Genomic DNA, 24,635 nt, shown 5'->3' on the forward strand with positions numbered 1-24,635 from the left:
ACACCGTGCTCGGCCCGGAGATGCGCTCCACCGGCGAGGTCATGGGCATCGACAAGGTCTTCGGCACGGCGTACGCCAAGTCGCAGGCCGGTGCCCGGGAGGACGGCCGTCGCGCCGCGCGGTCAGACGCCCGAACCGGCGGTCCTGCACTCGGGCCCTCGTCGGGCCGACCGCCCTCGCGGGCCTTCGCCGTACCCCTGGCCGGACGGTCGGGGCGCCGCCCCGGCGTACCGGCGACACCTGGCGCACCTGCCTCGCCGGGCACCGCCCCCCGGGCTCGCGGCACCCGACTCACCCGGCGGCTCCGCCTCGGCCTCCCCCTTGCGGGCGCGCCGACGGCGAGGCTTCGCCGGGGCCGAGGGCGACGGCTCCTCCGGCGACCGCTCGGGGTCCGGGCCCCGCTCAGGGGCAGGGCGGCCCGGGCCGCCCGCCGGCGCTCCCCGCTCCCCGGCGGAGCGGCGGCTGCGCTCGGCCGCCACGCTCGCCAACAGCTCCTCGGGCGAGAGCCCGCCGTTCAACGACTCGTAGAGCAGCTGGGCCAGCAGGTAGGTGGGGGCGAGCCGGAGCGTGTGGGCGAGCACCACGCGGGCCGTCGCGGTGTCCCCCGCGACCCAGGAGGCCCAGGCCAGCAGAGTGAGCGGCGGCGGGGCGTAACCGGTGTAGGGCGGCACGCACCGCCTGGCGAGGAAGCGCCAGAGCCGCTGGGTGGGCGCGAGCTCCTCGGGCCGGATGTACTCGGCGGCCCGGTCCCGGGTGCGCCGGTCCTGGAGGGCGACGAGCAGCCGGGCCGTCCGGTGGTCGTCGAGTACGCGCGCGCCGGCCATGAACTCGGCCACCGCCTGGTCGAGCAGCGCGCCGCCCTGCTCCCGGGAGGGCGACGGCGCCCGGCTGTCCAGTACCCGGGCCAGTGCCAGGCGCTGGCCCTCCGCCTCGGGCGGACCGATCGGGCCCACCGCCGCCACGATCGCCTTGCGGCTGCCCCGCGGCGCGAGTCCCGCGAACGTGGCCGCCGCGGCCACCGGCCCGGGGGCGGGGCTGCGCCGGACCGGGTGACCGGCCGGATCGCAGCACCCCTCCCGACGGCAGAGGAAGGACCACCAGCGGCCGGCGGACACGCAGAGTGACTCCTTCACCCGCACTCCCCTGGCCTCGAAGGCCGCCCGCAGCTCCTCCGCGAGCGGTTCGAGCCGGTCGAGGACCGGCGGACCGTGCTCCCGGTCGGGGTCCTGACAGAGGTAGAGGAGGACCTGGACCGGTCGGCGGTCCCGGCGCTCGGAGAGGCCGACGAGCAGCGAGGCCGTCTCGTCGGCGGCCGCCGACCACTGCTGCGGCGCCTCGGGGATGTCCAGCCGGATCACCCCGCCCTGGTGGAGGTCCGGCCCCTGGAGGCCGACGGCGACGATGCTGTCGTCGGGGAAGAAGCCCAGCAGGTAGGGCAGCAGCTCGGCCATGTCGGCCGGGCCGCGCATGGTGACCGGACGCCCGCCGGAGGCCGGGTGGAAGGGGAGTGCGACGCGTTCGTTGTTCATGACCGGAAGACTGCCGCAATCCACGAGCCGCCCCCGGATTTTCCTTTTCCCTGTGGATAAAGCCCGCCTGTGGATAAAACGTCCTTCGTTCGGGGCATTCGGAGCCACTCTCCCGGGGGACATTCGACACCCGTTCAGCGGAAGAGCCGATGAATTGCACCCACCGGCCACCCAGCCGTGAGCAGCGCCGTTCGCCCATTGTCGGCAGCTCGGGGTTACATGGACGGCATGCAGCAGCCGCAGAACCACACCACCGCCACCGACGCCACCGCCACGGCCGGCACCGGCAGCGCGACCGCCGCCGACCGCGCCGAGGTCCGGGCGCGGGCCGAGGCCGTCCTGCGCGAACTCGCCGGGCCCGCCGCCACCCTCCGCGAGGACCAGTGGACGGCCATCGAGGCCCTGGTCGTCGACCACCGCCGGGCCCTCGTGGTGCAGCGCACCGGCTGGGGCAAGTCCGCCGTCTACTTCATCGCCACCGCCCTGCTGCGGGCCCGCGGCGCCGGTCCGACGGTGATCGTCTCCCCCCTGCTCGCCCTGATGCGCAACCAGGTCGAGTCGGCCGCCCGGGCCGGCATCAACGCCCGCACCATCAACTCGGCCAACACCGACGAGTGGGACGCCGTCCAGGCCGAGGTCGCGGCGGGCGCGGTGGACATCCTGCTGGTCAGCCCCGAGCGGCTGAACAACCCCGACTTCCGGGACCAGGTGCTCCCCAAGCTCGCCGCCTCCACCGGCCTGCTGGTGGTGGACGAGGCGCACTGCATCTCCGACTGGGGCCACGACTTCCGCCCCGACTACCGCCGGCTGCGCACCATGCTCGCCGACCTCTCGCCGGGCGTCCCGGTGCTGGCCACCACCGCCACGGCCAACGCCCGCGTCACCGCCGACGTCGCCGAGCAGCTCGGCACCGGCACCACCGACGAGCACGCCCTGGTGCTGCGCGGCCCGCTGGACCGCAAGAGCCTCACCCTGGGGGTGCTCGCCCTGCCCGACCCGGCGCACCGGCTGGCCTGGCTGGCCGACCACCTCGACCGGCTGCCCGGCTCCGGCATCATCTACACCCTCACGGTCGCCGCCACCGACGAGGTGACGGCCTTCCTGCGCGAGCGGGGCTTCCCGGTGGCGTCGTACTCCGGCCGCACCGAGGACGCCGAGCGCCGCACCGCCGAGGCGGACCTGCTGGCCAACCGGGTCAAGGCGCTGGTCGCCACCTCGGCGCTCGGCATGGGCTTCGACAAGCCCGACCTCGGATTCGTGGTGCACCTGGGCTCGCCCAGTTCGCCGATCGCCTACTACCAGCAGGTCGGCCGGGCCGGCCGTGGCGTCGGCCGGGCCGAGGTGCTGCTGCTGCCCGGGCGCGAGGACGAGGCGATCTGGCGCTACTTCGCCTCCCTGGCCTTCCCGCCCGAGGAGCAGGTCCGCCGCACCATCGACGCCCTCGCCGAGGCCGGCCGACCGCTCTCCACCGCCGCCCTGGAGCCCCGGGTGGACCTGCGCCGCGCCCGGCTGGAGACCATGCTCAAGGTGCTCGACGTGGACGGCGCGGTGCGCCGGGTCAAGGGCGGCTGGACGGCCACCGGGCAGAGCTGGGCGTACGACACCGCCCGGTACGCCAAGGTCGCCGCCTCGCGCGAGGCGGAGCAGGCGGCGATGCGCGAGTACGCGGCGTCGACCGGTTGCCGGATGGAGTTCCTGCGGCGGCAGCTGGACGACGAGCAGGCCGAGCCGTGCGGCCGCTGCGACAACTGCGCCGGACCGCTGCACACCCCGGAGGTCTCCGCCGCGGCGCTGGCCGCGGCGCGGGCCGCGCTCGGCCGGCCCGGCGTCAGCTTCGAGCCTCGCCGGCTCTGGCCGACCGGGATGGACGCGCTGGGCGTGCCGCTCAAGGGCCGCATCCCGGCGGGCGAGCAGGCCGAGACCGGCCGGGCGCTGGGCCGGCTCTCCGACATCGGCTGGGGCAACCGGCTGCGGACGCTGCTGGCCGACCAGGCGCCCGACGTTCCGGTGCCCGGGGAGGCGGTGGACGCCCTGGTGGCGGTGCTGAGCGACTGGGCGCGCGGCCCCGGCGGCTGGGCCGGGCCCGCGACGACCGAGGGGGTCCGGCTCGACCGGCCGGTCGGCGTGGTGACCATGGCCTCGTCGCGCCGACCGCAGCTGGTCGGAAGCCTCGGGGCCCGGATCGCCGAGATCGGCCGGCTGCCCCTGCTCGGGCACATCGAGTACGCGGCCGGACGGTCGCCGCAGGGCGGGCGCAGCAACAGTGCCCAGCGCCTGCACGCACTGGCCGGAGCGCTCGCGCTGCCGCCGGAGGTGGAGGCGGCGGCGGCCGCGGCGGGCGGGCCGGTGCTGCTGGTCGACGACCTGGTCGACTCCGGGTGGACGGTCACCGTCGCCGCCCGGCTGCTGCGCAAGGCCGGGGCGAGCGCCGTCCTGCCGCTGGTCCTGGCCGTGCAGGGCTGAGCCGGGGGGCGCGGGGCTCCGGCGAGCGGGGAGCCGGGGCCAACCGGGAGGTGCGACGCGGGCCGGAACGAGCGGAGGGAGGTGGGACTGCGCTCGTGATCGGCGGGAAGACGGTGACGGAGCCTGGGGGTTCCGGCACTGACCTACACCTGAAGGGAGTAATGCGGGCGCAGTGCGGACGATCTGCGGGAACCGGCGGCACCGACCGGGCAAAGGGAGGGACGACCATGCGAAAAGCACTCCGCGCCGGCCTTCGGGTGCTCCGGATCACGGCCTCGCGAGCCGTGGGTGACGGTCACACCGAGGGGGAATATATCCGGCAGAACGTTGGCTTTCGGGCGGCGTTCATCATTTCATCATTGCCGCTCCACCCCCGCTGCCCTGAGAATTGGACCGTACCCGGAACCCGGTCCGCTGGACCAGGGCTTCGGCGTACACACGTACCCGCGCGTCCGTGGGTCGGGAAGGAGGATCGTGATCAACGGTATCGGCCGAGGTCAGTATCCCCTCGCCCGGGGTTCGGAGCCCAGACGGGTGTGCGACCTGGAGACATGGGCTGCCTCGGGGATCCCGTCGCTGCGCGACCCGCGCGAGTTCGTCCTGGAACTGCACCGGCGCCACCTGCCTCAGCCCGGCACGGTCGTGGTCACCGTGCTGGACGCCTCGCACCGGTTGACCGCCTCGGCGTCCTTCGTTCCCCGGCCGCGCCACACCGACGGCTGGGAGCACCGCAACGCCCTCCTGGCGCACCTGCGGCAGGTCACCCCGCACGACCTGCGCCGGACCACTCCGGCCAGAACGGCCGTGCTGCTGCGCTGCCGGGAGGGCTCGGCAGGCTGGACGGCCCAGGACGGCGCCTGGATGTGGGCCCTGCAGGACGCGGCAGCCCTGCACGGGCTGCGCTGCGGTTCGTACCTCACGCTGACCCCGGCGGGCTGGCAGATCCTCGCCGACGGCCGGAGCGGACGCAATCCGCACTCGGGCTCGTGGGCGGACGGGCCGGTCCACACCGTGACCGAGCTGCCGCCCCGCCCCGCACTGGAGAGCGCTCGGGGGCAGCGCCCCCTGCGCCAGTCCGAGCGCCCGTGGACCGGCGCCCGGGTCACCGCGATCGAGCCCGGCCGGCGCACCGGCACCTACTGAGGCCGCGCCCTCGGGCAACGGGCCGCCGCCCACCCGTGCTTCGGGGCCCGGGCGCCGCAGGCACGCCCACAGGTGGCGGCACGGGTCGGAACGGCATGGGTCGGGCCCGGCACCTGGTGGTGCCGGGCCCAAGGGTCGACGGGTGTCAGGCGGACACGGGGCGGCCGGCCGGTGCACCGGCGGCCTCGGCGGCGGGGCCGGCGTCACCGCAGACCACCAGGAGCTCGGCCGCCCGGCCGCGCGCCTCGGTGAACGCCTTGGCGGCACGGTCGGCGCTGCCGCCGTTGACCACCAGCACGACCACGGCACGGCGGGCCGGCCGGGTCAGCGCGGCGTCCGCGTAGAACACGTCGCCCCCCTCGGCGAGTTGCGCCCAGTAGCGCTCCTCGCCGAAGGAGAGTTCGTGCCGCTGCCAGGGGTGCGGTTCGCCGACCGTCAGCACCAGGACGCCGCCCGGGTCGCGGCCGGAGTCCAGCAGCCGGTCGACCGCCTCGTCGGCGCGCTCCAGCGCCTGCGCGGCGGTGGCGGACAGGAGTTGGACCGCGACCTGCGGTGCCGCGGGCGCCGGACGGCGCGGACCGGGCTTGGGGATCCCACCCGGCCGGGGCTGCGGCCCCGGGCGCCCGGCACCCGGCGGCGCCGGGCGCGCGGGTGCGGGCCGTTGGCCCGGCACCGGGGCCGGGACTGCGGTGACGGTCGACGGTGCGGCAGGAGTCGCGCTGCCGGAGGCAGGCGTACGGGGGGCTTGTGCGTCCGACTCGCGGGGGAAGGGAACGCCGGGGCCCGGGAGGCTCTCGTGAATCTCCGGCTCCTCGGGGAAGACAGGCATACCCGGATATCTATCAAATGCCGGTCGGGCGCGCACGGGCGCCCCACCCATTGGGCACGGAAGCCTTCCGCCCCCACCCGGGTCAAGGGACGACGAAACGTCAGAAACCGAGCGTCAACTGCTCGTCCGCGGGACCCGCCGAGCCCGGTGCGCCGACACCGACGACGGCCCTGGTCCGCTTCAGGTGGCGCCATCGGGGCAGCCCGTCCAGGTAGGCCCAGGAGAGCCGGTGCTGTTCGGTCGGGCCGAACTCCTCCAGCGCGGTGCGGTGCACCGGGGAGGGGTAGCCGGCGTTGTCGGCGAAACCGTACTCGGGGCAGGTCTCGCCGAGTTCGGCCATCAGGCCGTCGCGGTGGACCTTGGCGAGCACCGAGGCCGCCGACACGCAGATGCAGGACTGATCGCCCTTGATGACCGTGCGTACCCGCCACGGGCCGCCCAGGTAGTCGTGCTTGCCGTCGAGTATCACCGCGTCCGGTTCGACCGGCAGCGCCTCCAGGGCGCGCACAGCGGCCAGCCGCAGCGCCGCGGTCATCCCCAGCTCGTCGCACTCCAGCGCGGAGGCGTGACCGAGCGCGTACGCGGTGACCCAGTCGGCGAGGACGGGGGCCAGCGCCTCGCGGCGCAGCTCGGTCAGCAGCTTGGAGTCGGTCAGGCCCTCCGGGGGCTTGCGCAGCCCGGTGACGGCGGCACCCACGGTGACCGGTCCGGCCCAGGCGCCGCGCCCGACCTCGTCGAGACCGACGACGATCTTGGCGCCGGCCCGGCGCAGCGAGCGCTCGACGGAGTGCGTCGGCGGAACGATGGGCATCGCGGAGTCCTTCGGCTGGGGCGACCTCCAGCGTAAGCCCCGCCCGGAACCACCCCGACCGGCCGGCCCCGGTGACCCCGCCGCCCGGAACCACCCCCACCAGCCGCCCCCGGTGACCTGGCCCCCCGGCCGCCAGGCGCACCACCCGGCCCCGCCCCCGCCCCCGGCAGCCCCCGCCCCCGGCAGCCCCCGCCCCCGGCAGCCCGCGTCAGCGGCGGATCAGCGGCACCAGGACCTCGTCCACCAGCTCGACGGCGAATCCGCGCCCGAGCTGCCGGCCGCAGACCTTGACCCGGTACATCAGCATCGCGGGCGCCACGTCGGCGACCAGCGGGCTGACCGCGCCGGGCCGGACGTCGCCGCGCTCCGCTCCCCGCCGCAGGATCTCCAGGATCGTGTCCTTGGTCGGCTCGACCACCCGCTGGACGATGAAGTCCTTGAACAGCTCCGCCTGCTCGTGCTCCAGCTCGGCCATCAACGCGTGCATGGCACCGCCCGACCGGGAGGTCATCGCCTCGGTGAAACCCTGGATGAGCAGCAGCAATTCGGCACGGGCGGACCCGAGGTCGGGGGTGTCGGAGGGCCGTGGCAGAGTGGAGTCCAGGGCGTCGATGACGAGTTCGACCTTGGACGCCCAGCGCCGGTACAACGCGGCCTTCCCGGTCCGCGCGGCCCCGGCGACGCCTTCCATCGTCAGCCGTGCGAATCCGCCGGAGGTGAGCTGGTCGAGCACGGCCTCGAAGATCGCGCGTTCCAGCTCCTTGCCCCGGCGCCGCATCGGCCGGGACAGCACCTCGGCGGCCACCTTCATCGGACAGTGCGACGCCGGCCCGGCCACCGGGACGACGATCCTCGGCACGGGCACGGCCGGACCGCCCTCCGCCGGCCACTCCACGGCTCCCTCCGCCGACCCCGGGAGCTGCTCGCCCGCCCGGTCCGCGACCTGGTCGCCCGGCCGCTCGACGGGCCGCTCGGCCGCCCGGCCGCTCGGCCGTTCTGCCGCCTGGCGCCGTACCAACTGATCCATCGTCACCAACCTTAGGGAACGCTTGCGTTCACAATCTCGCCCAGGATATCGTCCAGGCTAGTGAACGATCCCGTTCCTTCATAGCCCGCGGGACGTCGCGGGAACGCACTGGACCTCCGGTCCACAGCATACGAAGCAGTAGCCAGCAGGGGGCACTAACTTGGCTATCTCCGACACGCTCAGCAAGAACTCTCCACCGCAAGGCAGCCAGGGCAGGCGCAAGGGCATCACCCTGACCGTCATCGCCGCGACGCAGCTGATGGTCGTCCTCGACGCCACCATCGTGAACATCGCGCTGCCGCAGATCAGGGACGCGCTGAACTTCTCCACCACCAACCTGTCGTGGGTGATCAACGCCTACACGCTGACCTTCGGTGGCTTGCTGCTGCTCGGCGGCCGCGCGGGCGACATCCTCGGCCGTCGCCGGGTGTTCATCGCCGGCACGCTGCTGTTCGGGCTGGCCTCGCTGCTCGGCGGCTTCGCGCAGGACGGCGGCATGCTGCTCGCCGCCCGCGCGCTCCAGGGCATCGGCGGCGCGATATGTTCGCCGACCGCGTTCGCCCTGATCGCCACCAACTTCGACGAAGGGCCCGAACGCAACAAGGCCTTCGGGGTCTTCTCGGCGGTGGCCGGTTCGGGCGCGGCCATCGGCCTGCTGGCCGGTGGCGTGCTGACCGAGTACCTCGACTGGCGCTGGGTGTTCTTCGTCAACGTGCCGATCGCGATCCTGATCGCCGTCGCCGCGCCGCGCTACATCGCGGAGTCGGAGCGCCGCGCCGGCCGCTTCGACCTCCCCGGTGCGCTCACCTCCACGCTCGGGCTGGTCAGCCTGGTCTACGGATTCATCCGGGCCGCCTCGGACGGCTGGACGGACCCGGTGACGCTCGGCTCCTTCGCGGCCGGCGTGCTGCTGGTGGCCGCGTTCCTGGTGATCGAGAACCGCACCGCGCAGCCGATCACCCCGCTGCACCTGTTCGCCAACCGCAACCGCACCGGTGGCCTGGTGATGATGCTCTGCCTGGCCGCGGCCATGTTCGGCATCTTCTTCTACGTCACGCTCTTCGTGCAGGGACCGCTCGGCTACAGCCCGCTGAAGGCCGGCTTCGCCTTCCTCCCGATCAGCGTGTCGATCATCATCGCCGCGCAGGTCGCCTCCACCCTCCAGGCCAAGTACGGCCCGAAGCCGTTCATGGCCGGGGGTGCGCTGTTCGTCACCATCGGGCTCACCTGGCTGACCCAGATGAACGCGGACAGCGGTTACATCGACGGGGTGCTCGGCCCCACGGTGGTGTTCGGCTTCGGCATGGGCCTGACCTTCGTCCCGGTGATGCTGCTCGCGGTCGCCGGGGTGGCCGGCGAGGACACCGGCGCCGCGTCCGGCCTGCTCAACTCGATGCAGCAGATCGGCGGATCGCTGGGCCTGTCGATCCTCACCACGGTGTTCGCGCACTACGCCACCGCGGAGGCCAAGGTGCAGCTGCCCGGCTTCATGGCCTCGGCCACGCCGGAGCAGAAGGCGGCGTTCCTGGAGAAGAAGGAGTTCCCCAAGGGCACCGACGCGGCCAACCAGGTACTCGCTCATGGCATTTCGCACGGCTTCATCGTGGGCGCGGTGCTCGCCGGGCTCGCCCTGGTGGTCGCGGTCACCGTGATCAGGGCCAAGGCGGAGGACCTGGCGTCGAACACCTCCGGCATCGCGATGCACTGACGCGACACCGACACCGACGCGACGCCGACGCGACACCGCGAGCCCGACACCGAGCCCGACACCGAGCCCGACACCGAGCCCGACACCGCAGCGACGCGGCGCCGACGCGACACCGGTCGGAGCGGCCGCCGGCGGCGGACCGTCCGGACGCCGCACCGACCGCGGAACACCACGAGGGCCGGCCGGGAGCACACCGCTCCCGGCCGGCCCTCGCGCGTCGGACACCTCCGGCCCCCGCGCCGCACGGCGGCACGGCCCACCGGGCCGGCTCAGTGCCGCTCGGCGTCCTCGCCCTCCCGGTACCCGTCCCACAGGCCCGCCCGGGCGCAGGCGTCGCCCGCCGCCGACACCTCGTCCAGCGGCGGACGCTCGGCGAGGATGTCCCGCGCGCGGGTTGCCGCGAGGTTGGTCGCGTACCAGGGCACGGCCTCCTCGGCCTGGGTCCGCATCAGCTCCAGCGCGCAGGTCCGGTAGTCCTTCGGCAGCCGGTCCAGGGCCGGGACGGCGTCGAGCGAGAGGTCCCGGACGTTGCGCAGGTCGATCTGCTGGGTCCGCTCGAAGCGGGCCACGTTCTGCTCGGCGATGATCGCGTCCGGCCCCATCAGTCCGTACACCGCGGCCGTCAGCATGCCGCTGAGCACCACGGCGCGCGGCAGCCAGGCCGCCGAGCGGACCAGCCCGGCCGTGATCAGCAGCAGGAAGACGACGCCCAGCCAGACCTCGACCACCAGCACCCAGAGCCGGAGCCTGGTCAGCCCGGAGGCGTCGACGTAGAACCACATCCGGCCGAGGGCCGAGGCGACCACGACGAGGGTGAGCAGGCAGAGCGCGCCGAGCAGGACGCGGACCAGCCGGCGGTCCGCCGCGGTGCTGCGCGGCGCCCAGCGCTTGGCGACGCCCACCACGACCAGGGTCAGCACGGTGACGGCGGTCAGCTGCCAGAAGCCCTGCCGGGCGTACTCGGAACGGCTCATCCCGGTGTTCCGCACGATCGAGTCCCGGCCGCCGAGCACCACCACGGCCTGGATCAGCGCGAAGGCGCCGAACATCAGGTTGAGCGCGACCAGCGGCAGCGCCCACTCCAGCCGGCCGCGCTCGCGGCCCGGCCGGACCACCGTGCGGTCCCAGCGGCGCGGGCCCGCCGCGATGTGGGCGAAGCCCAGCGCGATGACCGTGCCGAGGACGAACAGCACCGCGCGCAGCGGGAACTCACCCAGGTCCAGGTCCGGGACGAGCGCCTCCAGGACGTCGGCCATGGCGGCGTCGGCACTGGCGAACAGCGAGCCGAAGACGACCAGCAGCACCCCGGCCACCAGGACCGCCTTCAGCACCGGGGCGACCCTGCCCCGGCCGGCCGGGCTGATGCGTCGCACGGCGGCGGCGGCCCAGCCCAGACCGGGCACCAGCTGCCAGAGGATGCCGGGCAGCGCGAGCAGCACGCCCGCCCAGCGGCGTCCGCCGTGCAGCGCGAGCGAGGCCAGGCCCAGGGCGCAGAGCGTCGACAGCGTCGTCGGCCAGCCGGCGTCGGAGAGTGCCGGGACGGCGAGCAGGGCGAGCGCCAGCGCGCTCCAGAGCAGCGTCCAGCCGCGCACCCGGCGACCGGCCGAGCGGGCCGCCAGGCCGGCCCCGACGGCGGCGGCCACGCCGCAGATCAGCAGGTTGACGCCGAGTCCGCGGTTCACCAGCAGGGAGACCAGCAGGCCGGTCACCAGGGCGGCCGCGAGCACCCGGGGCGTGGCCGGGGCCTTGGGGCCGGGGTCGCTGGGGCGCAGCCACGAGAAGGGCGACGGGACGGGGCGGCCCGGTGCGCGGTAGGGGTTCGTGCCGTCGGCCGCTCCCGGCCAGGACGGGCCGGGAGCGGCCGGGCCGGGAGCGGACTCGGCGTGCTGGGGGCCCGCCTGCTGCCCCGGGCCGCCGGGAGCGCGGTACGGATCGGATCCGGACGGCCCGCCGGCCGGGGCGGGTGTGGAGTGACCGGGCATGAGTTCCCCCTCGAAGGGTCTGCGGGCGTGCGGAAGCAGCCCACGGGGCAGTCCGCCGGCAGGCGCCTGGGCGCCGCGACTGACGCCGACTGTAGACCATTCTGAACAGGTTCAAAAAACCCCGGGGCGCCTCCGTCACAAGGCTGTGACAGAGGCGCCCCGGGGGGCGCCGTGCCGCGGGTGCGGGCGGGTCGGGCCGTCAGTAGGAGCCGTAGAGCGAGTACCGCAGCGTGTCCTTCACCGCCGGTCCGAACTCAGCCGGCCAGGTGCCGAAGGGCACCACCGCGTTGCTGTAGGCGCCCGAGCCGGTCGGGCCGGTGGAGTAGTTCATGTTGTTGACCGAAGCACCCGTCCCGTTGCTGTTGTAGACCAGCCAGTACGCGGTGTTCGCGGTGAGGTCCGCCGTCAGCGGCACGGTGTTCCAGGCGTTGGCGGTCAGCGTGCCGCTGCCGGTCGCCGCGACCAGGGTGCCCGGTGAGCCGCCCGCGTCGGTGTAGACCGCCAGCTGGTACTGGTTGTTCGGCGCCGCGCTGACCGGGCCGGTGTGCACGCTCAGCGCGGTGAGCGGCACCGGGGACGCCCCGGTGGTGACCCGGCTGCCGTTGAGGTGGTGGGAGTCGGTGTCGTCGATCAGCGAGCCCACGACCGGGTTGCCGAGCGTCCTGGGCGGCGCTCCCCCGGTGGTGAAGGAGATCGCGTACGGGCTCGCCAGCGCGTTGCCGGAGGTGTCCCGCACCCCCTGGACGCTCGCGGTGTAGCCGGTGGTCAGCGCCAGGGGGGCGCTCGGTGTGAGGACCACGCCGTTGGCAGCGCCGTCGTACGCCACCGAGCCGGCCACGGCGGCACCGGCGGCGGTCCGCAGGGTCACCGCGGAGGCCGTCACGCTCGCCTGGTCCAGCGGCTCGCCGAACGAGAAGCGCACCGCCGTCCCCGCCGCCACCCCGGTGGCACCGCCGGCCGGGGTCGTCCCGGTGACGGCGGGCGGGGTGGTGTCCCGGCCGTACGAAGCCGTGTAGGAGCCGACCGCCCCGTCGAAGAACGCGTACGCCACGCCCTTGACCGTCTCGATCCGGTACGGGACGCTCCGGCCGCCCGAGGAGATGCCGGTCAGCGTGCCGGAGGCGGCGGAGACGGGCAGCATCGCCCGCAGCCCGTTGGTCCCGCCGGTGATGTCGAAGGTCAGGCTGCCGCCGTTCCAGGCCAGCTTGGTGAACGCCGAGCCGTTGCGCCCGTCCAGCCAGGTGAGCATCTGCCGCCCGGAGACCACCGGGACGCCGCGCGCCTTCGCGGCGGTGACGATCGCGTCCGAGGCTGCGGAGGCCGCGAAGTCGGTGTGGATGTTGGCGGTCAGCGCCGCGTAGTAGCCCTGGCCGCCGTAGGCGGCGTCGAGCAGCGTGGTGATGGTGCCGGGGTAGGACTGGCCGGACTCGTCGGTCAGCTGGGTGGTGGCCTGGTACTCGTCGATCACGCTGCCGTCGGTGTCGGCGAAGCGCATGATCTGACCGGTGCCGTTGAAGTAACCGGGGCGGTCCTTGGTGAAGTTGGAGGGGTAGAAGTAGTAGTCGGTGTCGAGCCGGATGCCGTTGGCCAGCTTGGTCTTCGCCTGCGTCGCCCAGTCGTCCCACTCCACGCAGTGCGTACGGCTGCTCGAAGGGTTCGGCAGCGAGGGGTACTTGGCCCGCCAGTTGGACAACTGGTCGGCGTAGTAGCCCTGCAGGGCGGAGGTGCTGCCCCAGGGACGGCAGTTGGTGGTGACGTGGACGCCCACCTCGAAGCCCTGGTCGGTGTAGGCCTGCGCCTGCGCCGGCGTCAGCGGATCGTCGGTGTAGATGTACGAGGAGCCGCGCACGCACTCCCAGTTGGCGACGCTGCAGCCGGGCGGGCTCTGCGCCGTGTAGCCGTCCCAGCGGCCCGCCGTGCCGCCGACGCCGTGGTCGTCCCCGGTCATCACCACCACGGCCTTGACGTCGCGCGGGAAGTACCAGAAGCGCGGCAGCGGCTTGCGGGCGGAGTCGAGCAGGGTGATCAGGTTGGCCAGCAGCCGCTGCTGCTCGTCGGCGATCGGGATCAGCGCCTTGTCGAGGTCGTTCCAGTCCGGCCGGCCTCCGGTACCGAAGAACATCTCGGAGGCCTCGTAGCCGTCCGTGCCGTCCCGCTGCTGGCCGGCCCAGGCCGCGTTGCCCTGCCGGGTCTGCACCACCGACCTGGCCAGGTCGTAGCTGAAGGCGGCGGCCCGCCCGCTGCCGGCCGTCCGCAGCGTGACCGCCGGGTTGGCGGTCGCGGTGGCGGCGTCGGCGTACAGGGCGGCGACGGTGGTGGCGCCGTTGAGCGCGTAGAGGTCGGCGGCGCCGTGGTAGCCCATGGTGTCGCCGGTGATCCCGGCGCCGGGGGCCGCGGAGGTGTCCACCTTGAGGTAGGCGTCCGCGCGGGTACCGGCGGTGGGGGTGAGGCCGAACAGCGGCGCGAGCTGCTTGTCGGGGCGCATCGCCACCAGCCGGCCGCCGCCCTCGGTCCAGGTGGTGAACAGCGCGGCCTGCGCCGCGGTGAGCGGCATCTCGCCCAGCAGCACCACGTCGGCGGAGGCCAGCACCGAGCCGGTCACCGCCGAGATGTCCACCGTGCGGTAGTCGTTGAGGCCCTCCGCCTTGAGGATCTCGGCCAGGTAGCGGGTGTACGGGTTGGCCTGGCTGGTCACCAGCAGGATCGGACCCTCGGCGCCCGGGCCGGCGCCCGGCGGCGGGGGCGGCGGGGTCTGCTCCGCGGTGTAGGTCGCGTAGATCGAGAAGCTGAGACCGCTGGACGTCACCGCGCCGAAGTCGGCGGGCCAACTGCCGAACGCCCGGCCGCCGTTGCCGTACACGCTGGTGCCGCCGGGGCTGTAGCGCAGATTGTTGACGGCGGCGCTGCCGCCGTTGCTGTTGTAGGCCAGCCAGTACGCGGTGTTCGCGGTGAGGTCCGCCGTCAGCGGCACGGTGTTCCAGCTGTCGGCGGTGAGCGTCGCCGTGGCGCTGCCGGCCAGCAGTGCGCCCGGGCTGCCCCCGTTGTCGCGGTAGACCGCCACCTGGAACCGGTTGTTCGGCGCCGCGTCCACCGCGCCCACGTAGACGCTGACGCTGCTGACCGCACCGCCGGCCGCGCCGGTGACGTACCGGGACGCGTTGAGGTGGTTCGAGTCTCCGGAGTCGGTGGACGGACCGACCGCCGTACTGCCCAGGGTCACCGTGGCGGCCACCGCCGGAGCGGCCGCCGGGCCGGCGACCACCGCCACGGCGGTGGTGAGGGCGGCCAGCAGGCCCCCGAGCCTGTCACGCCTTCCGACGCCCGCGCGAATGCCTGTACCTGCCATGACCGCCCCCCACGCACCTCGGCCAACTGCCCCTATCGGTGTACCGGTTCGGCGCCGACCGTGTCCACGGAACCGCCACATCCCGTGCCGATCGGGACTATCCCTTGACCGAACCGGCCAGCAGGCCGCGGACGAAGTACCGCTGGAGGCCGAAGAAGACCGCCAGGGGGATGACGATCGACAGGAACGCGCCGGCCGTGAGCAGCTCCCAGCGGCCGCCGAAGGACCCGGAGAGCTGGGCCAACCGGACGGTCATCGGCGCCACTTCGGGCGTTCCCCCGGCGAAGGTCAGCGCGACGAGCAGGTCGTTCCAGACCCAGAGGAACTGGAAGATGGCGAACGAGGCCAGCGCCGGCGTGCAGAGCGGCAGCACGATCGACCGGAAGATCTTGAAGTGCGAGGCGCCGTCCACCACCGCCGCCTCCATCAGGTCCCGCGGCAGCTGGGCGATGAAGTTGTGCAGCAGGAAGATCGCCAGGGGCAGCGCGAACATGGTGTGCGCGAGCCAGACCGGCGCGTAGGTGCCCTTGAAGTCCACCGCGGGGACGACGGTCAGCGAGCCCAGGTGCGCGCCGCCGGAGAAGAGCCGCAGCAGCGGGATCAGCGCCATCTGGATCGGCACCACCTGGAGCGCGAACACCACGAAGAACACCGTGTCGCTGCCCCGGAACCGCACCCAGGCCAGGCCGTACGCGGCCATCGCGGCCAGCACCAGCGGGAAGAGCGTCGCCGGGACGCTGATCGCCAGCGAGTTGACCAGGAAGGGCATCAGGCCGGTGGAGACGCCGGAGCCGCCCTCGAACAGCACGGTGTGGTAGTTGGAGAGGCCGAGGTCCGGGTGGAGGAAGACGTTCCACCAGCCGTCGGCGGTGACGTCCTGCTTGGGCCGCAGCGAGGTGGCGAGCAGCCCGAGGGTCGGGACGGTCCACAGCACCGTCACCGCGATCACGAAGACGGAGGAGAGCGGGCTGGTGAACGCCTGCCGGACCGGGCCCCGGCGCCCGTCCGGCAGCCGGCGCCCGCCCCGCCGGCCCGCGTGCGACGGTCGCCGGTCACCGGTCGGACGCCGGCCGCCCGTGACCGGACGCTCGCCGGTCGGACGCCGGCCCGTGGTCGGACGGTGCTCGCTCATCGGACTCCGCGCTCCTTCCGCAGCTGGCGGATGTTGTAGGCCACCAGGGGCAGCACCGCGAGGAAGAGGATCACCGCGAGCGCGCTGCCCCGCCCGGTGTTGAACTGCACGAAGGACTGCGAGTACATCTCGTTGGCCAGCACCTGGGTACCGAAGTTGCCGCCGGTCATGGTGCGGACGATGTCGAAGGCCTTGAGCGTGGTGATCATGACCGTGGTGAGCACGACCACCACCGTGGTGCGGATCATCGGCACCGTGACGTACCAGAACAGCCGCGCCCCGCCCGCCCCGTCCAGCCGGGCCGCCTCGGTGACCTCGTCCGGGATCGCCTTGATCGCCGCCGAGAGGACGACCATCGCGAAGCCGGTCTGCACCCAGACCATCACCGCCATCAGCAGGAAGGTGTTGAGCGGCTGGGAGAGCATCCAGTTCGGCGGGTGCTCCCAGCCCAGCGTGATGGCGAGCTGGCTGAGCAGGCCGATCTGCGACTGGGCGGCGTCGCGGGACTCGTAGACGAACTTGAAGATGATCGAGGCGCCGACCAGTGAGATGGCCATCGGCATGAAGATCAGCGACTTGTAGACCGCCTGACCGCGCATCCGGTCCACCAGCAGCGCCAGCACCAGCCCCAGACCGGTGGCCGCGAGCGGCGCCACCACCAGCCACAGCAGGGTGGTGACCAGGACCTTCTGGACCGAGTCGGTGGTGAACGCCCAGCCGAAGTTCTCGCCGCCCACGAAGCGGCTGCTGTCGTCGTTGTAGAGGCTCAGGTAGACGGTGCGGACCAGCGGGGCGACCAGGCCGACGAGCAGCAGCAGGACGGCCGGGCCGAGGAAGACCCCGACGGCCAGCGGGCGGGCGATCCGGCCGGAGGCCCGGCCGGCCACCAGGAAGACCAGCAGCAGGATGCCCAGGAAACCGGCGACGGCGCCGAAGCTGTTGCCGAACTTGACGGCGGCGTCGCCCCAGGCGCCGTCGGCGAGCGCGGTGGCGGTGAGGGACATGGCTGCGCGTCCTTTCCCTGCCACGGGCAGGAAGGAGGGGCGGGCGGTGCGGGTGGGTGGCCCCGCACCGCCCTCGACAGGTGGTCCTTGGCGGTCGGAGACCGCTACCGGGGCCCGGCCGCGGTAGCGGTCGGACCCGTTACTGCGGCCAGGCCGCGTCGATGTCGGCGGCGGTCTTCTGGATGGACTGGCCCTCGGCGAACCAGGCGGTCAGCGACTTCCACTCCTGCCCGGCGCCGACCGCGGCCGGCATCAGGTCCGAGCCGTCGAACCGGAAGGTCGCCGCCGGGTCGGTGAGCGCGTCGGCGGAGAGCCGGTCGATCGGATCGGTGTACAGGCTCTTGTCCACGCCCTGGTTGGCGGAGACCCAGCCGGTGGCGGTCTTCACCCGGCTGCTCGCCCAGTCCGGGCTGGACAGGTAGTTCTGCACGGCCTGCACCTCGGGCCGGCTCGCGAACGCCGTCACGAACTCCCCACCGCCCTCCACCGGGCTGGCCACCTGCGGGTTCACGGCCGGCAGGCGGAAGGCGAAGATGTCGCCGTCCGGGCCGACCTTGGTGTCCTTGGGCCACTGCGCCTTGTAGAAGGACGCCTGCTGGAGCATGAGGCACTTGCCGGTGAGGATCGGGGCCCCCGCGTCCTGGAAGGTCGTGGTGGCGATCGACTTCACGTCACCGTACCCGCCGTTGACCCAGGCGGGGTTCTGCATCCAGTCCGCCACGGTCCGCATCGCGGTGGTGATCTTCTCGTCGGAGAACTTCACCTGGTGGTTCACCCACTGGTCGTACACCTCGCCGCCGTACGAGCCCAGCACCACCTCCTCCAGCCAGTCGGTGGCCGGCCAGCCGGTGGCCGTCCCGGAGGCGATCCCGCCGCACCACGGCTTCGCGGCACCGGCCTTGGCGATCCGGTCGCTGAGCGCCATCAGGTCGGCCCAGGACTGCGGCACCTCGTAGCCGGCCTGCTTGAAGGCCTTGGGCGAGTACCAGACCAGGGACTTCATGTTGGCGCTCATCGGCGCCGCGTAGAAGGTGCCGTTGACCGAGCCGTAGGTCTTCCAGACCGGGCTCCACTTGTCCTGGTTGGTGACGGTCTGCGCAGGGGGCTTGGCCACCTTGCCGCTCTTGACCATCTGGGCCAGCAGGCCGGGCTGCGGGATGATCGCGAAGTCCGGGGCGTTGCCGCCGGTCACCCGGACCGGCAGCTGGGACTCGAAGTCGTTGGAACCCTCGTAACTGATCTTGATGCCCGTGCACTTGCCGAACTCGGCCCAGGACTTCTCCAGGTTGTCCGACTCCGGGCTGAGGATCGACGCGAAGACCGTCACCGTGGTGCCGGAATGCCCGGCGTACGGCTGGTACTTGGCGCAGTCACCGGCCAGGGTCTCGCCCCCGCCGCCCGAACCGCCGCCGGAGCTCGAACTGTTGGAGCAGGCCGCGGTCAGGGCCAGCGCCGCCAGCAGGGCGGGCACGGCGACCAGACGGCGGGACCTCGCGGACGGCGTGGTCGGGGTGGGGGTCAATGCGGTCCTCCTCGCCAGGGCGCACGAGCGCCGGCAGTACGACAGAACGACATTGCGCTGTACCGGAGATCGACATGGACGCGGCGGGCCGCCGGTTTGACGACGTTAACGCAGCAGCCCCCCTCCGCCAAGGTCCGCGTTCGACCTTCATCGGCACGTGCCCCAGTTGTGACCCGGAGATCCGCCCCGGCCGCCGGCCGGTTCCCCGTCCGGGCGGACGGGGAACCGGCCGGCGCCGGGCACGCTCAGAAGAGCCGGACCGGCAGCTCCCGCAGCGAGTTGACCACCAGCGAGGGGCTCGGCCGCAGGTCCTCGTCGGGCACCGCCAGGGACAGCTCCGGGAACCGCTCGAACAGCGCCGGCAGCGCGACCCCCGCCTCCAGCCGGGCCAGCGGCGAGCCCGGGCAGACGTGCGGACCGTGGCCGAAGGAGAGGTGACGGCTCGGGTCCCTGGTGATGTCGAACAGCTCGGCCGTCACCCCGTGCTGGGCGGGATCCCGGCCGATCGCGTTGTAGGAGATCAGCACCGGCTCGCCGCGCGGGATCACGACCTCGCCGACCTCGATGGACTCGGCGGCGAACCGGAACAGGAAGTTGCTGGTCGGCGGCGTCCACCGGAGCGACTCCTCGACCACCGCGTCCCAGGACACCGTGCCGGCCCGGACCAGCTCCAGCTGGTCCGGGTGGGCGAGCAGCGCCCGGACGGCGTTGCCGATCAGGTTCACCGTGGTCTCGTGGCCCGCCGCGATGATCACCCGCAGGGTGGCCGCCGCCTCCGCGTCGCTCAGCGCCCCGCCCTCGGCGTCCGCCGCCAGCAGCGCACTGGCCAGATCGTCACCGGGCTCCGAACGGCGCTTCGCCACCAACTCGTTGACGAAGGCGTTCAGCCCGGCGATGGTCGCCTGGATGCCGTCGGGGTTGGGCCGGATGCCGAAGAACTCCTCGTAGAGCCCCCGCAGCAGGGCGTGGTCGGACTCCGGAACGCCCAGCAGCGAACAGATCACCGTCATCGGCAGCGGGAAGGCGAAGACCGACTTGAGGTCCACCACCCGCTCCCCCGCGGCCAGGACGTCCAGCAGGCCGTCGGTGATCTCCCGCACCCGGGGGCGCATCAGCTCCACCCGGCGCGGCGTGAACGCCTGCGCCACCAGCGTCCGCAGCCGCCGGTGCCGGGCGCCGTCGGTGGTCACCATGCTCGGGCCGGGCATGGCCAGGCCGATCAGCGGCCACGTCTTCGGCACGTCGCCGCGCTGGTAGGCCGCCCAGTGCGCGGCGTCCTTCACCAGCCGGGGGTCGGTCAGCAGGTCGCGCGCGGCCGCGTGCCGCGTCACCGCCCAGGCGGCGACGCCGCCGGGGAGCTCCACCGCCACCGCCGGGCCGGCGGCGCGCAGCAGCGCGCCCTCGGCGGCGTTGTCGCGCGCCAGCGGGTCGAGGGCTATCGGGGCGGTCATCGGCACAACTCTCCTTGGCTTCCTGATTCCTGTCCGGTGTTAGTGCCAGCGGGCTCCGGCGTCTCGCTGCCGGGCCGCGGCGGGGGCCCGGGTTCCGGCGGGCCCGGGTTCCGGGTTCCGGCGGGCCCGGGGCTTCGCGCGGCCCCGGGGTCAGACCGCGTAGCCCGGGGTGAACGACACCGGCAGTGCCACCAGCCCGCGCACCCACGCCGACGGCCGCCACACCAGCGCGTGCTCGGCCACCGCCAGCCGGAGGTCCGGCAGGCGGTCCAGCAGCACCTCGATCGCCGTGGTGGCGATCACCTCGGCCGCCTCCTGCGCCGGGAACGGGCACCCGTGCTCGCCGTAGGAGTAGCTCATGTGCGCCCGGTTGCCCTCCGCCGGGCTGCCGTCGGCCTGCCGCACCGCCGGGTCCGCGTTCGCCCCCGCGAAGCCGAGCAGCAGCATGTCCCCCGCGGCGATCCGCTGGCCGCCGAGCTGGGTGTCCCGGACCGCCCAGCGCCCGGCGAAGATCTGCGTCGGGGTGTCCTCCCAGAGCGCCTCGTTCAGGGCCTGGTTGATGCTGCGCCGGCCGCCGGAGAGCGACGCGGCGAACCGCTCGTCGGTGAGCATCAGCCGCAGCGCGTTGGAGATCCAGTACGAGCACGGCTGGTGGCCGGCGATCAGCAGGACGCGCAGGTCGCGCATCACCTCGTCGTGGTCCAGGCCCGCCTCGTGCAGCAGCATCCGCGAGGCCAGGTCGTCGGACGGCCGCTCGGCCTTCTCCCGGACCAGGTCGAGCATCACGCCGAGCAGCCGCTGCGCGCCGGCCGGGGCGTCCGCCCCGCCGTCCAGCATCGCCAGCAGCCCGTCGATCAGGACGGGCGCCTGCTCCTCGCTCAGCCCGAGCAGCCGGCAGAGCACCAGCAGCGGCATCCGGTGCGCGTACTCGGCGACCAGCTCGGCCTCACCGCGCCCGGCGAACCCGTCGATCAGCCGGTCGGCGATCTCCTCGCAGTGCTTGCGCAGCTCGTACGGGTCGACGGCGGCCAGCGCGTCCGTGACGGCCCGCGAGCGGCGGACGTGCTCCTCGCCCTCGGCGTACAGGATCGACGGCACCGGCGCCATCATCGGCTTCAGCGGCCAGTCCTCGGGGATGCTCTCCCAGGCGTTCCAGCGGGTCGAGTCACGGCCGAACAACTGCGGCTGGCCGGTCACCAGTTGCAGCTCCCGGTAGCCGATGACCAGCCAGGCGGGGACACCCCCGGCGAGCTCGACCGGAGCCACCGGACCGTGTGCGGCCCGCAGCTCGCGGTACAGCTGGGACGGGTCGGTCTGGAAGCGCGGCCCGTACAGCGGGGTGGCGCCGGCGTGCGCCGGGCAGCCCGGCGGCGGGGTGGCGGCGGGCTCGGTCACGGGGTGCTCTCCTCGTACGGGGACGGGTGGGTGGCGCCGGCGCCGGCGACAGCGGACACGGCGACCGGGGCGGCCTCCGGACGGGCGGCCGGACCGAGGCCGGCCTCCACCCGGGCGGCCAGGTGCCGGACCAGCTCGATCAGGACCTGCTTGCTCGACTCCCGGTCGCGCGCGTCGCAGTCCACCAGCGGCACCTCGGCGGGCAGGTCGAGCGCCGCGCGCACCTGCTCCAGGCTGTGGCTCGGATCGCCGAAGTTGTTGCGGGCCACGATGAACGGCGTGCCGTGGTGTTCGAGCCGGTCGATGGCGTACCAGGACTCCTCCAGCCGCCGGGTGTCCACCAGGACGACCGCGCCGAGCGCCCCGCTGAACAGGCGGTCCCAGAGGAACCAGAAGCGCTCCTGCCCGGGCGCGCCGAACAGGTACAGCACCTGGCTCGCGGAGAGCGTGATCCGGCCGAAGTCGAACGCGACCGTGGTGGAGCGCTTGCCCCAGGAGCCCGAGGGGTCGTCGATGCCCTCGCCCGCCTTGGTCATGGTCTCCTCGGTGTTCAGCGGACGGATCTCGCTGACCGCACCGACCAGGGTGGTCTTGCCGACGCCGAACCCGCCGACCACGACGATCTTCAGCGCGTTGTCGGCGGTACCGCGCAGCGGGGTGCGCCGGGGCCCGGGGGCCTCAGAGCTGTTGGAGTCCATGCAACACCTGCTTCAGCGTGTCGAGATCGGGCAGCCGGGCCTTGTTGGGGGCGAACCGGGGGTGCCGGGCGGTGACCGCCCCGGACTCCAGCAGGTCCCCGAGGAGGATCTTCACCGCCGAGACCGGCAGCGCCAGCTCGGCGGCGACCTCCACGACGGCGGTCGGGGCCTCGCACATCCGCAGGATGCGGGCGTGCTCCGACTGCATGCCCGGGTCCGGCTCCCGCTCGGCGACGATCAGGGTGACCAGGTCGAAGGCGTTCTCCGGGGAACGGCTGCGGCCGCGGGTGATGGTGTAGAGGCGGTCCGGGTCGTCGTCACGGCCCGGCAGGACCGGCCGCCCGCTCATACCCGGGCGCTCTCTTGGACCACCGCGTCCGTATCCGCCCCGGCACCCGCGTCGTCGCGGGCCGGAGCACTGAGGTGGACGCCGATCTGCTCGATCAGACCGTGCATGTTGTGGCCGACCACGCCCACGTCCGCCTCGTCGTCGGTGACCACGGCGAGGTGGGCGCCCTCGCCGGCCGCCACGATGCAGAGGATGCCGCCGTGGAACTCGGTCATCGACTGCCGCACGCCGCCGCTGCCGTCGCCGAACTCGATCGAGGCGCCGTGCGCCAGGCTCTGCATCCCGGAGGCGATCGCGGCCAGCTGGTCGGCCTGATCGGCACCGAGCCCGGCGGTGTGGCAGAGCCTGAGGCCGTCGGCCGAGAGCACCAGGGCGTGCCGGGCGCCGGGGGTGGCGGTCAGCAGGTTCTCCAACAGCCAGTCGAGGTCACGGTCGATAACGCTGCTCATCAGGAGTCCTTCTCGGTGACGGGGGAGGCGTCGGGCGTGGTGTCCGTGGTCGGTGCGGTCGGCGTGGTGTCCGTGGTCCTTGCGGGAGTCGCGGCCGGTGCGGGGGTCGCAGCCGGCATGGGGGTCGCAGCCGGCGCGGCGGTCGTGGCCGGTGCGCTGCCGTTCCCGGCCTGCTGGGCGGCGCGCCGGAAGGCACCGAACCGGGCGGCGGCGCTCACCGCGTCGGCACGGACGGGCTTGCCGGCCGGAGCCGGTGCCGCGGTGGTGGTACCGGTGGCGGCGAGCGTCTGCCCGCGGCGGCGCTGCGGCAGACCGCTGTCGGCGACCTCCACCGGTACCGGGGCGGACGGGGTCGCCGGAGCGGACGACGGCGCGGCGGCGGGCCTGGCCGGCAGCAGCGCCGGCGGGCCGGCGGGCGTGAGCGCCGGGCGCGACGGCGCGGGCGCCGCCGCCCGGGCCGGGGCGGGCACCGGAGCGGGCGCCGGCGCGGCGTGCGTCACCAGCTGCTGCGGGATGAGCATCACCACCCCCGTGCCACCGCGCGCCGACGGCCGGAAGGAGATCTGCAACCCGTACTTGCGGGCCAGCGCGCCGACCACCGCGAGGCCGAGCCGCGTCCCCGCGGTGAGCGTGGTGAGGTCCAGGGGCTCGGCGGAGACGGCCCGCTCGGCCCGGCGCAGCCAGCTCTCGCTCAGCCCGAGGCCACTGTCCTCGACGGTGACCGCCAGTCCGGCCGGCACCTCCTCGACGTAGACGTGCACCTCGGCCGGCGGGGCGGAGAAGTTGGTGGCGTTGTCCAGCAGTTCGGCCAGCGCGTGCATCACGCCCTCGGCGGCGAACCCGGCCACGGCCGCCGTGCTGGCGTTGTGCAGCCGGACCCGCTGGTAGGCGCCGATCCGGCCGAGCGCCCCGCGCAGCACCGACTCCACCGCGATCGGCTTGGCCCAGCGCCGGCCCGAGCGGGCGCCGGTGAGCACGGCGATGCTGTCGGCCATCCGGCCGGCCTGGGCCGTGGAGTGGTCCAGTCGCAGCAGGTCGCCGAGGACCTCCTCGTCGTGCCGGTGCTGCATCTCGCGCAGCTCGGCGTGCATGCTCGTGGCGAGTGCCTGGACCCGCCCAGCGGCGGTCGCGCAGACCGCGAGGGCGGCGGCCCGCAGCCGCTCGCCCCGGCCGATCTCCTCGGCGAGGGCCCGCAGCAGCGCGTACTGGGGGTGCGTGCGGTGCGCCGCGAGCGCGCTGTCCACGGACGCGCCGTCCCGGAGCTTCTTCACCACCTCGGGCAGGACGGACCCGGCGAGCCGGTCCAGTGCGGCTCGCTCCGCCCGCACGGCCTCCAGTTCGGTCCGCACCCGGGCCAGCTCGGCCTGCGCGGCCAGCACCTCGGCCTCGGCGTCCGCCTGCGCGGTCCGGGCCACCTCCCGCGCCGTGTCGGCGGCGGCGGCCCGCTCGCGGGCGCTCGCCCCGGCGGCGTCGGCCGCGGCGGTCAGCGCGCGCGCCGCCCCGGTCTCCTCCCGCTGCGCGGCGAGCTCCTCCGCCAGTCGGCGGGCGCGCTCGGTGGCGGTCGCCGCCAGTCCGACCGCGATCAGCCAGAGCACCGCGACCGCGCAGACCGCGGCGACGGTCAGCGGCTGGTGCGCCGACAGGGCCCGGCCCGCGGCCACCGGGGCGGCGACGCCCGCCAGCAGTACGGCCGCCGCGGTGAGGGCCGCGGTGCGCGGGGCCGGGCGTCGGCGCGCCGTGCCGTCGGGGCTGGTGCGTTCTCTCATCGATGCGGTCCTCGGCAGCGGCGGGCGTCGA

Annotated in this window: 18 protein-coding genes; 3 read left to right on the forward strand and 15 right to left on the reverse strand. The window is 74.0% G+C overall.

Features of this window, described 5'->3' with window-relative positions; genetic code table 11:
• Positions 1–122: 122 nt before the first annotated feature.
• Entirely contained in the window at positions 123–1,529 is a 1,407-nt protein-coding gene (locus ABT263_RS28700) for a DUF4192 domain-containing protein (RefSeq protein WP_352294695.1), read from the reverse strand.
• Positions 1,530–1,757: 228 nt separating this feature from the next.
• Between ABT263_RS28700 and ABT263_RS28705 the strand changes: the two genes are divergently transcribed.
• Both ABT263_RS28705 and ABT263_RS28710 read left to right on the forward strand, forming a co-directional pair.
• Entirely contained in the window at positions 1,758–3,992 is a 2,235-nt protein-coding gene (locus ABT263_RS28705; RefSeq protein WP_352294697.1) for a RecQ family ATP-dependent DNA helicase, read from the forward strand.
• 534 nt (positions 3,993–4,526) lie between these two features.
• A complete protein-coding gene (locus ABT263_RS28710; protein WP_352294699.1) occupies positions 4,527–5,135 on the forward strand; it encodes a hypothetical protein in 609 nt (202 codons plus the stop codon).
• Between the two features lie 145 nt (positions 5,136–5,280).
• On the opposite strand, the gene ABT263_RS28715 is transcribed toward ABT263_RS28710, so the two are convergent.
• From ABT263_RS28715 to ABT263_RS28725, 3 genes are all read right to left on the reverse strand, one after another.
• On the reverse strand, positions 5,281–5,964 hold the full coding sequence (locus ABT263_RS28715; protein ID WP_352294701.1) for a hypothetical protein: 684 nt from the start codon (positions 5,962–5,964) through the stop codon (positions 5,281–5,283).
• A gap of 100 nt (positions 5,965–6,064) precedes the next feature.
• A complete protein-coding gene (gene rnhB / locus ABT263_RS28720) occupies positions 6,065–6,775 on the reverse strand; it encodes a ribonuclease HII (RefSeq protein ID WP_352294703.1) in 711 nt (236 codons plus the stop codon).
• Positions 6,776–6,983: 208 nt separating this feature from the next.
• Positions 6,984–7,802 carry a TetR/AcrR family transcriptional regulator gene (locus ABT263_RS28725; protein WP_352294705.1) on the reverse strand — a complete coding sequence of 273 codons (819 nt, stop codon included), beginning with the start codon at positions 7,800–7,802 and terminating at the stop codon, positions 6,984–6,986.
• A 160-nt stretch (positions 7,803–7,962) separates the two neighbouring features.
• On the opposite strand from ABT263_RS28725, the gene ABT263_RS28730 reads away from it, so the two are divergent.
• Positions 7,963–9,510: an MFS transporter gene (locus tag ABT263_RS28730; RefSeq protein ID WP_380390945.1), complete on the forward strand. Its 1,548-nt coding sequence runs from the start codon at positions 7,963–7,965 to the stop codon at positions 9,508–9,510.
• Between the two features lie 269 nt (positions 9,511–9,779).
• On the opposite strand, the gene ABT263_RS28735 is transcribed toward ABT263_RS28730, so the two are convergent.
• From ABT263_RS28735 to ABT263_RS28785, 11 genes are all read right to left on the reverse strand, one after another.
• Positions 9,780–11,492 (reverse strand): DUF4153 domain-containing protein, encoded by a 1,713-nt coding sequence (locus tag ABT263_RS28735; RefSeq protein ID WP_352294707.1) that lies wholly within the window; start codon positions 11,490–11,492, stop codon positions 9,780–9,782.
• A gap of 199 nt (positions 11,493–11,691) precedes the next feature.
• On the reverse strand, positions 11,692–14,838 hold the full coding sequence (locus ABT263_RS28740; protein WP_352294709.1) for an Ig-like domain-containing protein: 3,147 nt from the start codon (positions 14,836–14,838) through the stop codon (positions 11,692–11,694).
• Positions 14,839–14,935: 97 nt separating this feature from the next.
• A complete protein-coding gene (locus ABT263_RS28745; protein ID WP_352294711.1) occupies positions 14,936–15,970 on the reverse strand; it encodes a carbohydrate ABC transporter permease in 1,035 nt (344 codons plus the stop codon).
• Positions 15,967–16,974: a carbohydrate ABC transporter permease gene (locus ABT263_RS28750; protein WP_352294713.1), complete on the reverse strand. Its 1,008-nt coding sequence runs from the start codon at positions 16,972–16,974 to the stop codon at positions 15,967–15,969. Before ABT263_RS28750 ends, ABT263_RS28745 begins: the two co-directional genes overlap by 4 nt.
• A gap of 139 nt (positions 16,975–17,113) precedes the next feature.
• Entirely contained in the window at positions 17,114–18,496 is a 1,383-nt protein-coding gene (locus ABT263_RS28755; RefSeq protein WP_352294715.1) for an ABC transporter substrate-binding protein, read from the reverse strand.
• A gap of 245 nt (positions 18,497–18,741) precedes the next feature.
• A complete protein-coding gene (locus ABT263_RS28760) occupies positions 18,742–19,947 on the reverse strand; it encodes a cytochrome P450 family protein (protein ID WP_352294717.1) in 1,206 nt (401 codons plus the stop codon).
• 150 nt (positions 19,948–20,097) lie between these two features.
• On the reverse strand, positions 20,098–21,342 hold the full coding sequence (locus ABT263_RS28765; protein WP_329489846.1) for a cytochrome P450: 1,245 nt from the start codon (positions 21,340–21,342) through the stop codon (positions 20,098–20,100).
• Complete coding sequence (locus ABT263_RS28770) at positions 21,339–22,040, reverse strand: GTP-binding protein (protein ID WP_352294719.1); 702 nt, start codon at positions 22,038–22,040, stop codon at positions 21,339–21,341. Before ABT263_RS28770 ends, ABT263_RS28765 begins: the two co-directional genes overlap by 4 nt.
• Positions 22,021–22,389 carry a DUF742 domain-containing protein gene (locus ABT263_RS28775; RefSeq protein WP_329489844.1) on the reverse strand — a complete coding sequence of 123 codons (369 nt, stop codon included), beginning with the start codon at positions 22,387–22,389 and terminating at the stop codon, positions 22,021–22,023. Before ABT263_RS28775 ends, ABT263_RS28770 begins: the two co-directional genes overlap by 20 nt.
• The gene (locus tag ABT263_RS28780; RefSeq protein WP_352294721.1) at positions 22,386–22,838 is read right to left on the reverse strand and encodes a roadblock/LC7 domain-containing protein; all 453 of its coding nucleotides are present in this window, start codon (positions 22,836–22,838) and stop codon (positions 22,386–22,388) included. Before ABT263_RS28780 ends, ABT263_RS28775 begins: the two co-directional genes overlap by 4 nt.
• Positions 22,838–24,604: a sensor histidine kinase gene (locus ABT263_RS28785; RefSeq protein ID WP_352294723.1), complete on the reverse strand. Its 1,767-nt coding sequence runs from the start codon at positions 24,602–24,604 to the stop codon at positions 22,838–22,840. Before ABT263_RS28785 ends, ABT263_RS28780 begins: the two co-directional genes overlap by 1 nt.
• Positions 24,605–24,635 lie beyond the last annotated feature (31 nt).

Origin of the sequence: Kitasatospora sp. NPDC001603 (assembly GCF_040298365.1) — a bacterium.
In the GTDB taxonomy this organism is placed as follows: Bacteria; Actinomycetota; Actinomycetes; order Streptomycetales; family Streptomycetaceae; genus Kitasatospora.

Coding starts and splice junctions, on each gene's coding strand:
- ABT263_RS28735 (WP_352294707.1), bottom strand. CDS start 11,492: ATGCCCGGTCACTCCACACCCGCCCCGGCCGGCGGGCCGTCCGGATCC.
- ABT263_RS28760 (WP_352294717.1), bottom strand. CDS start 19,947: ATGACCGCCCCGATAGCCCTCGACCCGCTGGCGCGCGACAACGCCGCC.
- ABT263_RS28785 (WP_352294723.1), bottom strand. CDS start 24,604: ATGAGAGAACGCACCAGCCCCGACGGCACGGCGCGCCGACGCCCGGCC.
- ABT263_RS28705 (WP_352294697.1), top strand. CDS start 1,758: ATGCAGCAGCCGCAGAACCACACCACCGCCACCGACGCCACCGCCACG.
- ABT263_RS28700 (WP_352294695.1), bottom strand. CDS start 1,529: ATGAACAACGAACGCGTCGCACTCCCCTTCCACCCGGCCTCCGGCGGG.
- ABT263_RS28750 (WP_352294713.1), bottom strand. CDS start 16,974: ATGTCCCTCACCGCCACCGCGCTCGCCGACGGCGCCTGGGGCGACGCC.
- ABT263_RS28775 (WP_329489844.1), bottom strand. CDS start 22,389: ATGAGCGGGCGGCCGGTCCTGCCGGGCCGTGACGACGACCCGGACCGC.
- ABT263_RS28770 (WP_352294719.1), bottom strand. CDS start 22,040: ATGGACTCCAACAGCTCTGAGGCCCCCGGGCCCCGGCGCACCCCGCTG.
- ABT263_RS28725 (WP_352294705.1), bottom strand. CDS start 7,802: ATGGATCAGTTGGTACGGCGCCAGGCGGCAGAACGGCCGAGCGGCCGG.
- ABT263_RS28715 (WP_352294701.1), bottom strand. CDS start 5,964: ATGCCTGTCTTCCCCGAGGAGCCGGAGATTCACGAGAGCCTCCCGGGC.
- rnhB (WP_352294703.1), bottom strand. CDS start 6,775: ATGCCCATCGTTCCGCCGACGCACTCCGTCGAGCGCTCGCTGCGCCGG.
- ABT263_RS28740 (WP_352294709.1), bottom strand. CDS start 14,838: ATGGCAGGTACAGGCATTCGCGCGGGCGTCGGAAGGCGTGACAGGCTC.
- ABT263_RS28745 (WP_352294711.1), bottom strand. CDS start 15,970: ATGAGCGAGCACCGTCCGACCACGGGCCGGCGTCCGACCGGCGAGCGT.
- ABT263_RS28780 (WP_352294721.1), bottom strand. CDS start 22,838: ATGAGCAGCGTTATCGACCGTGACCTCGACTGGCTGTTGGAGAACCTG.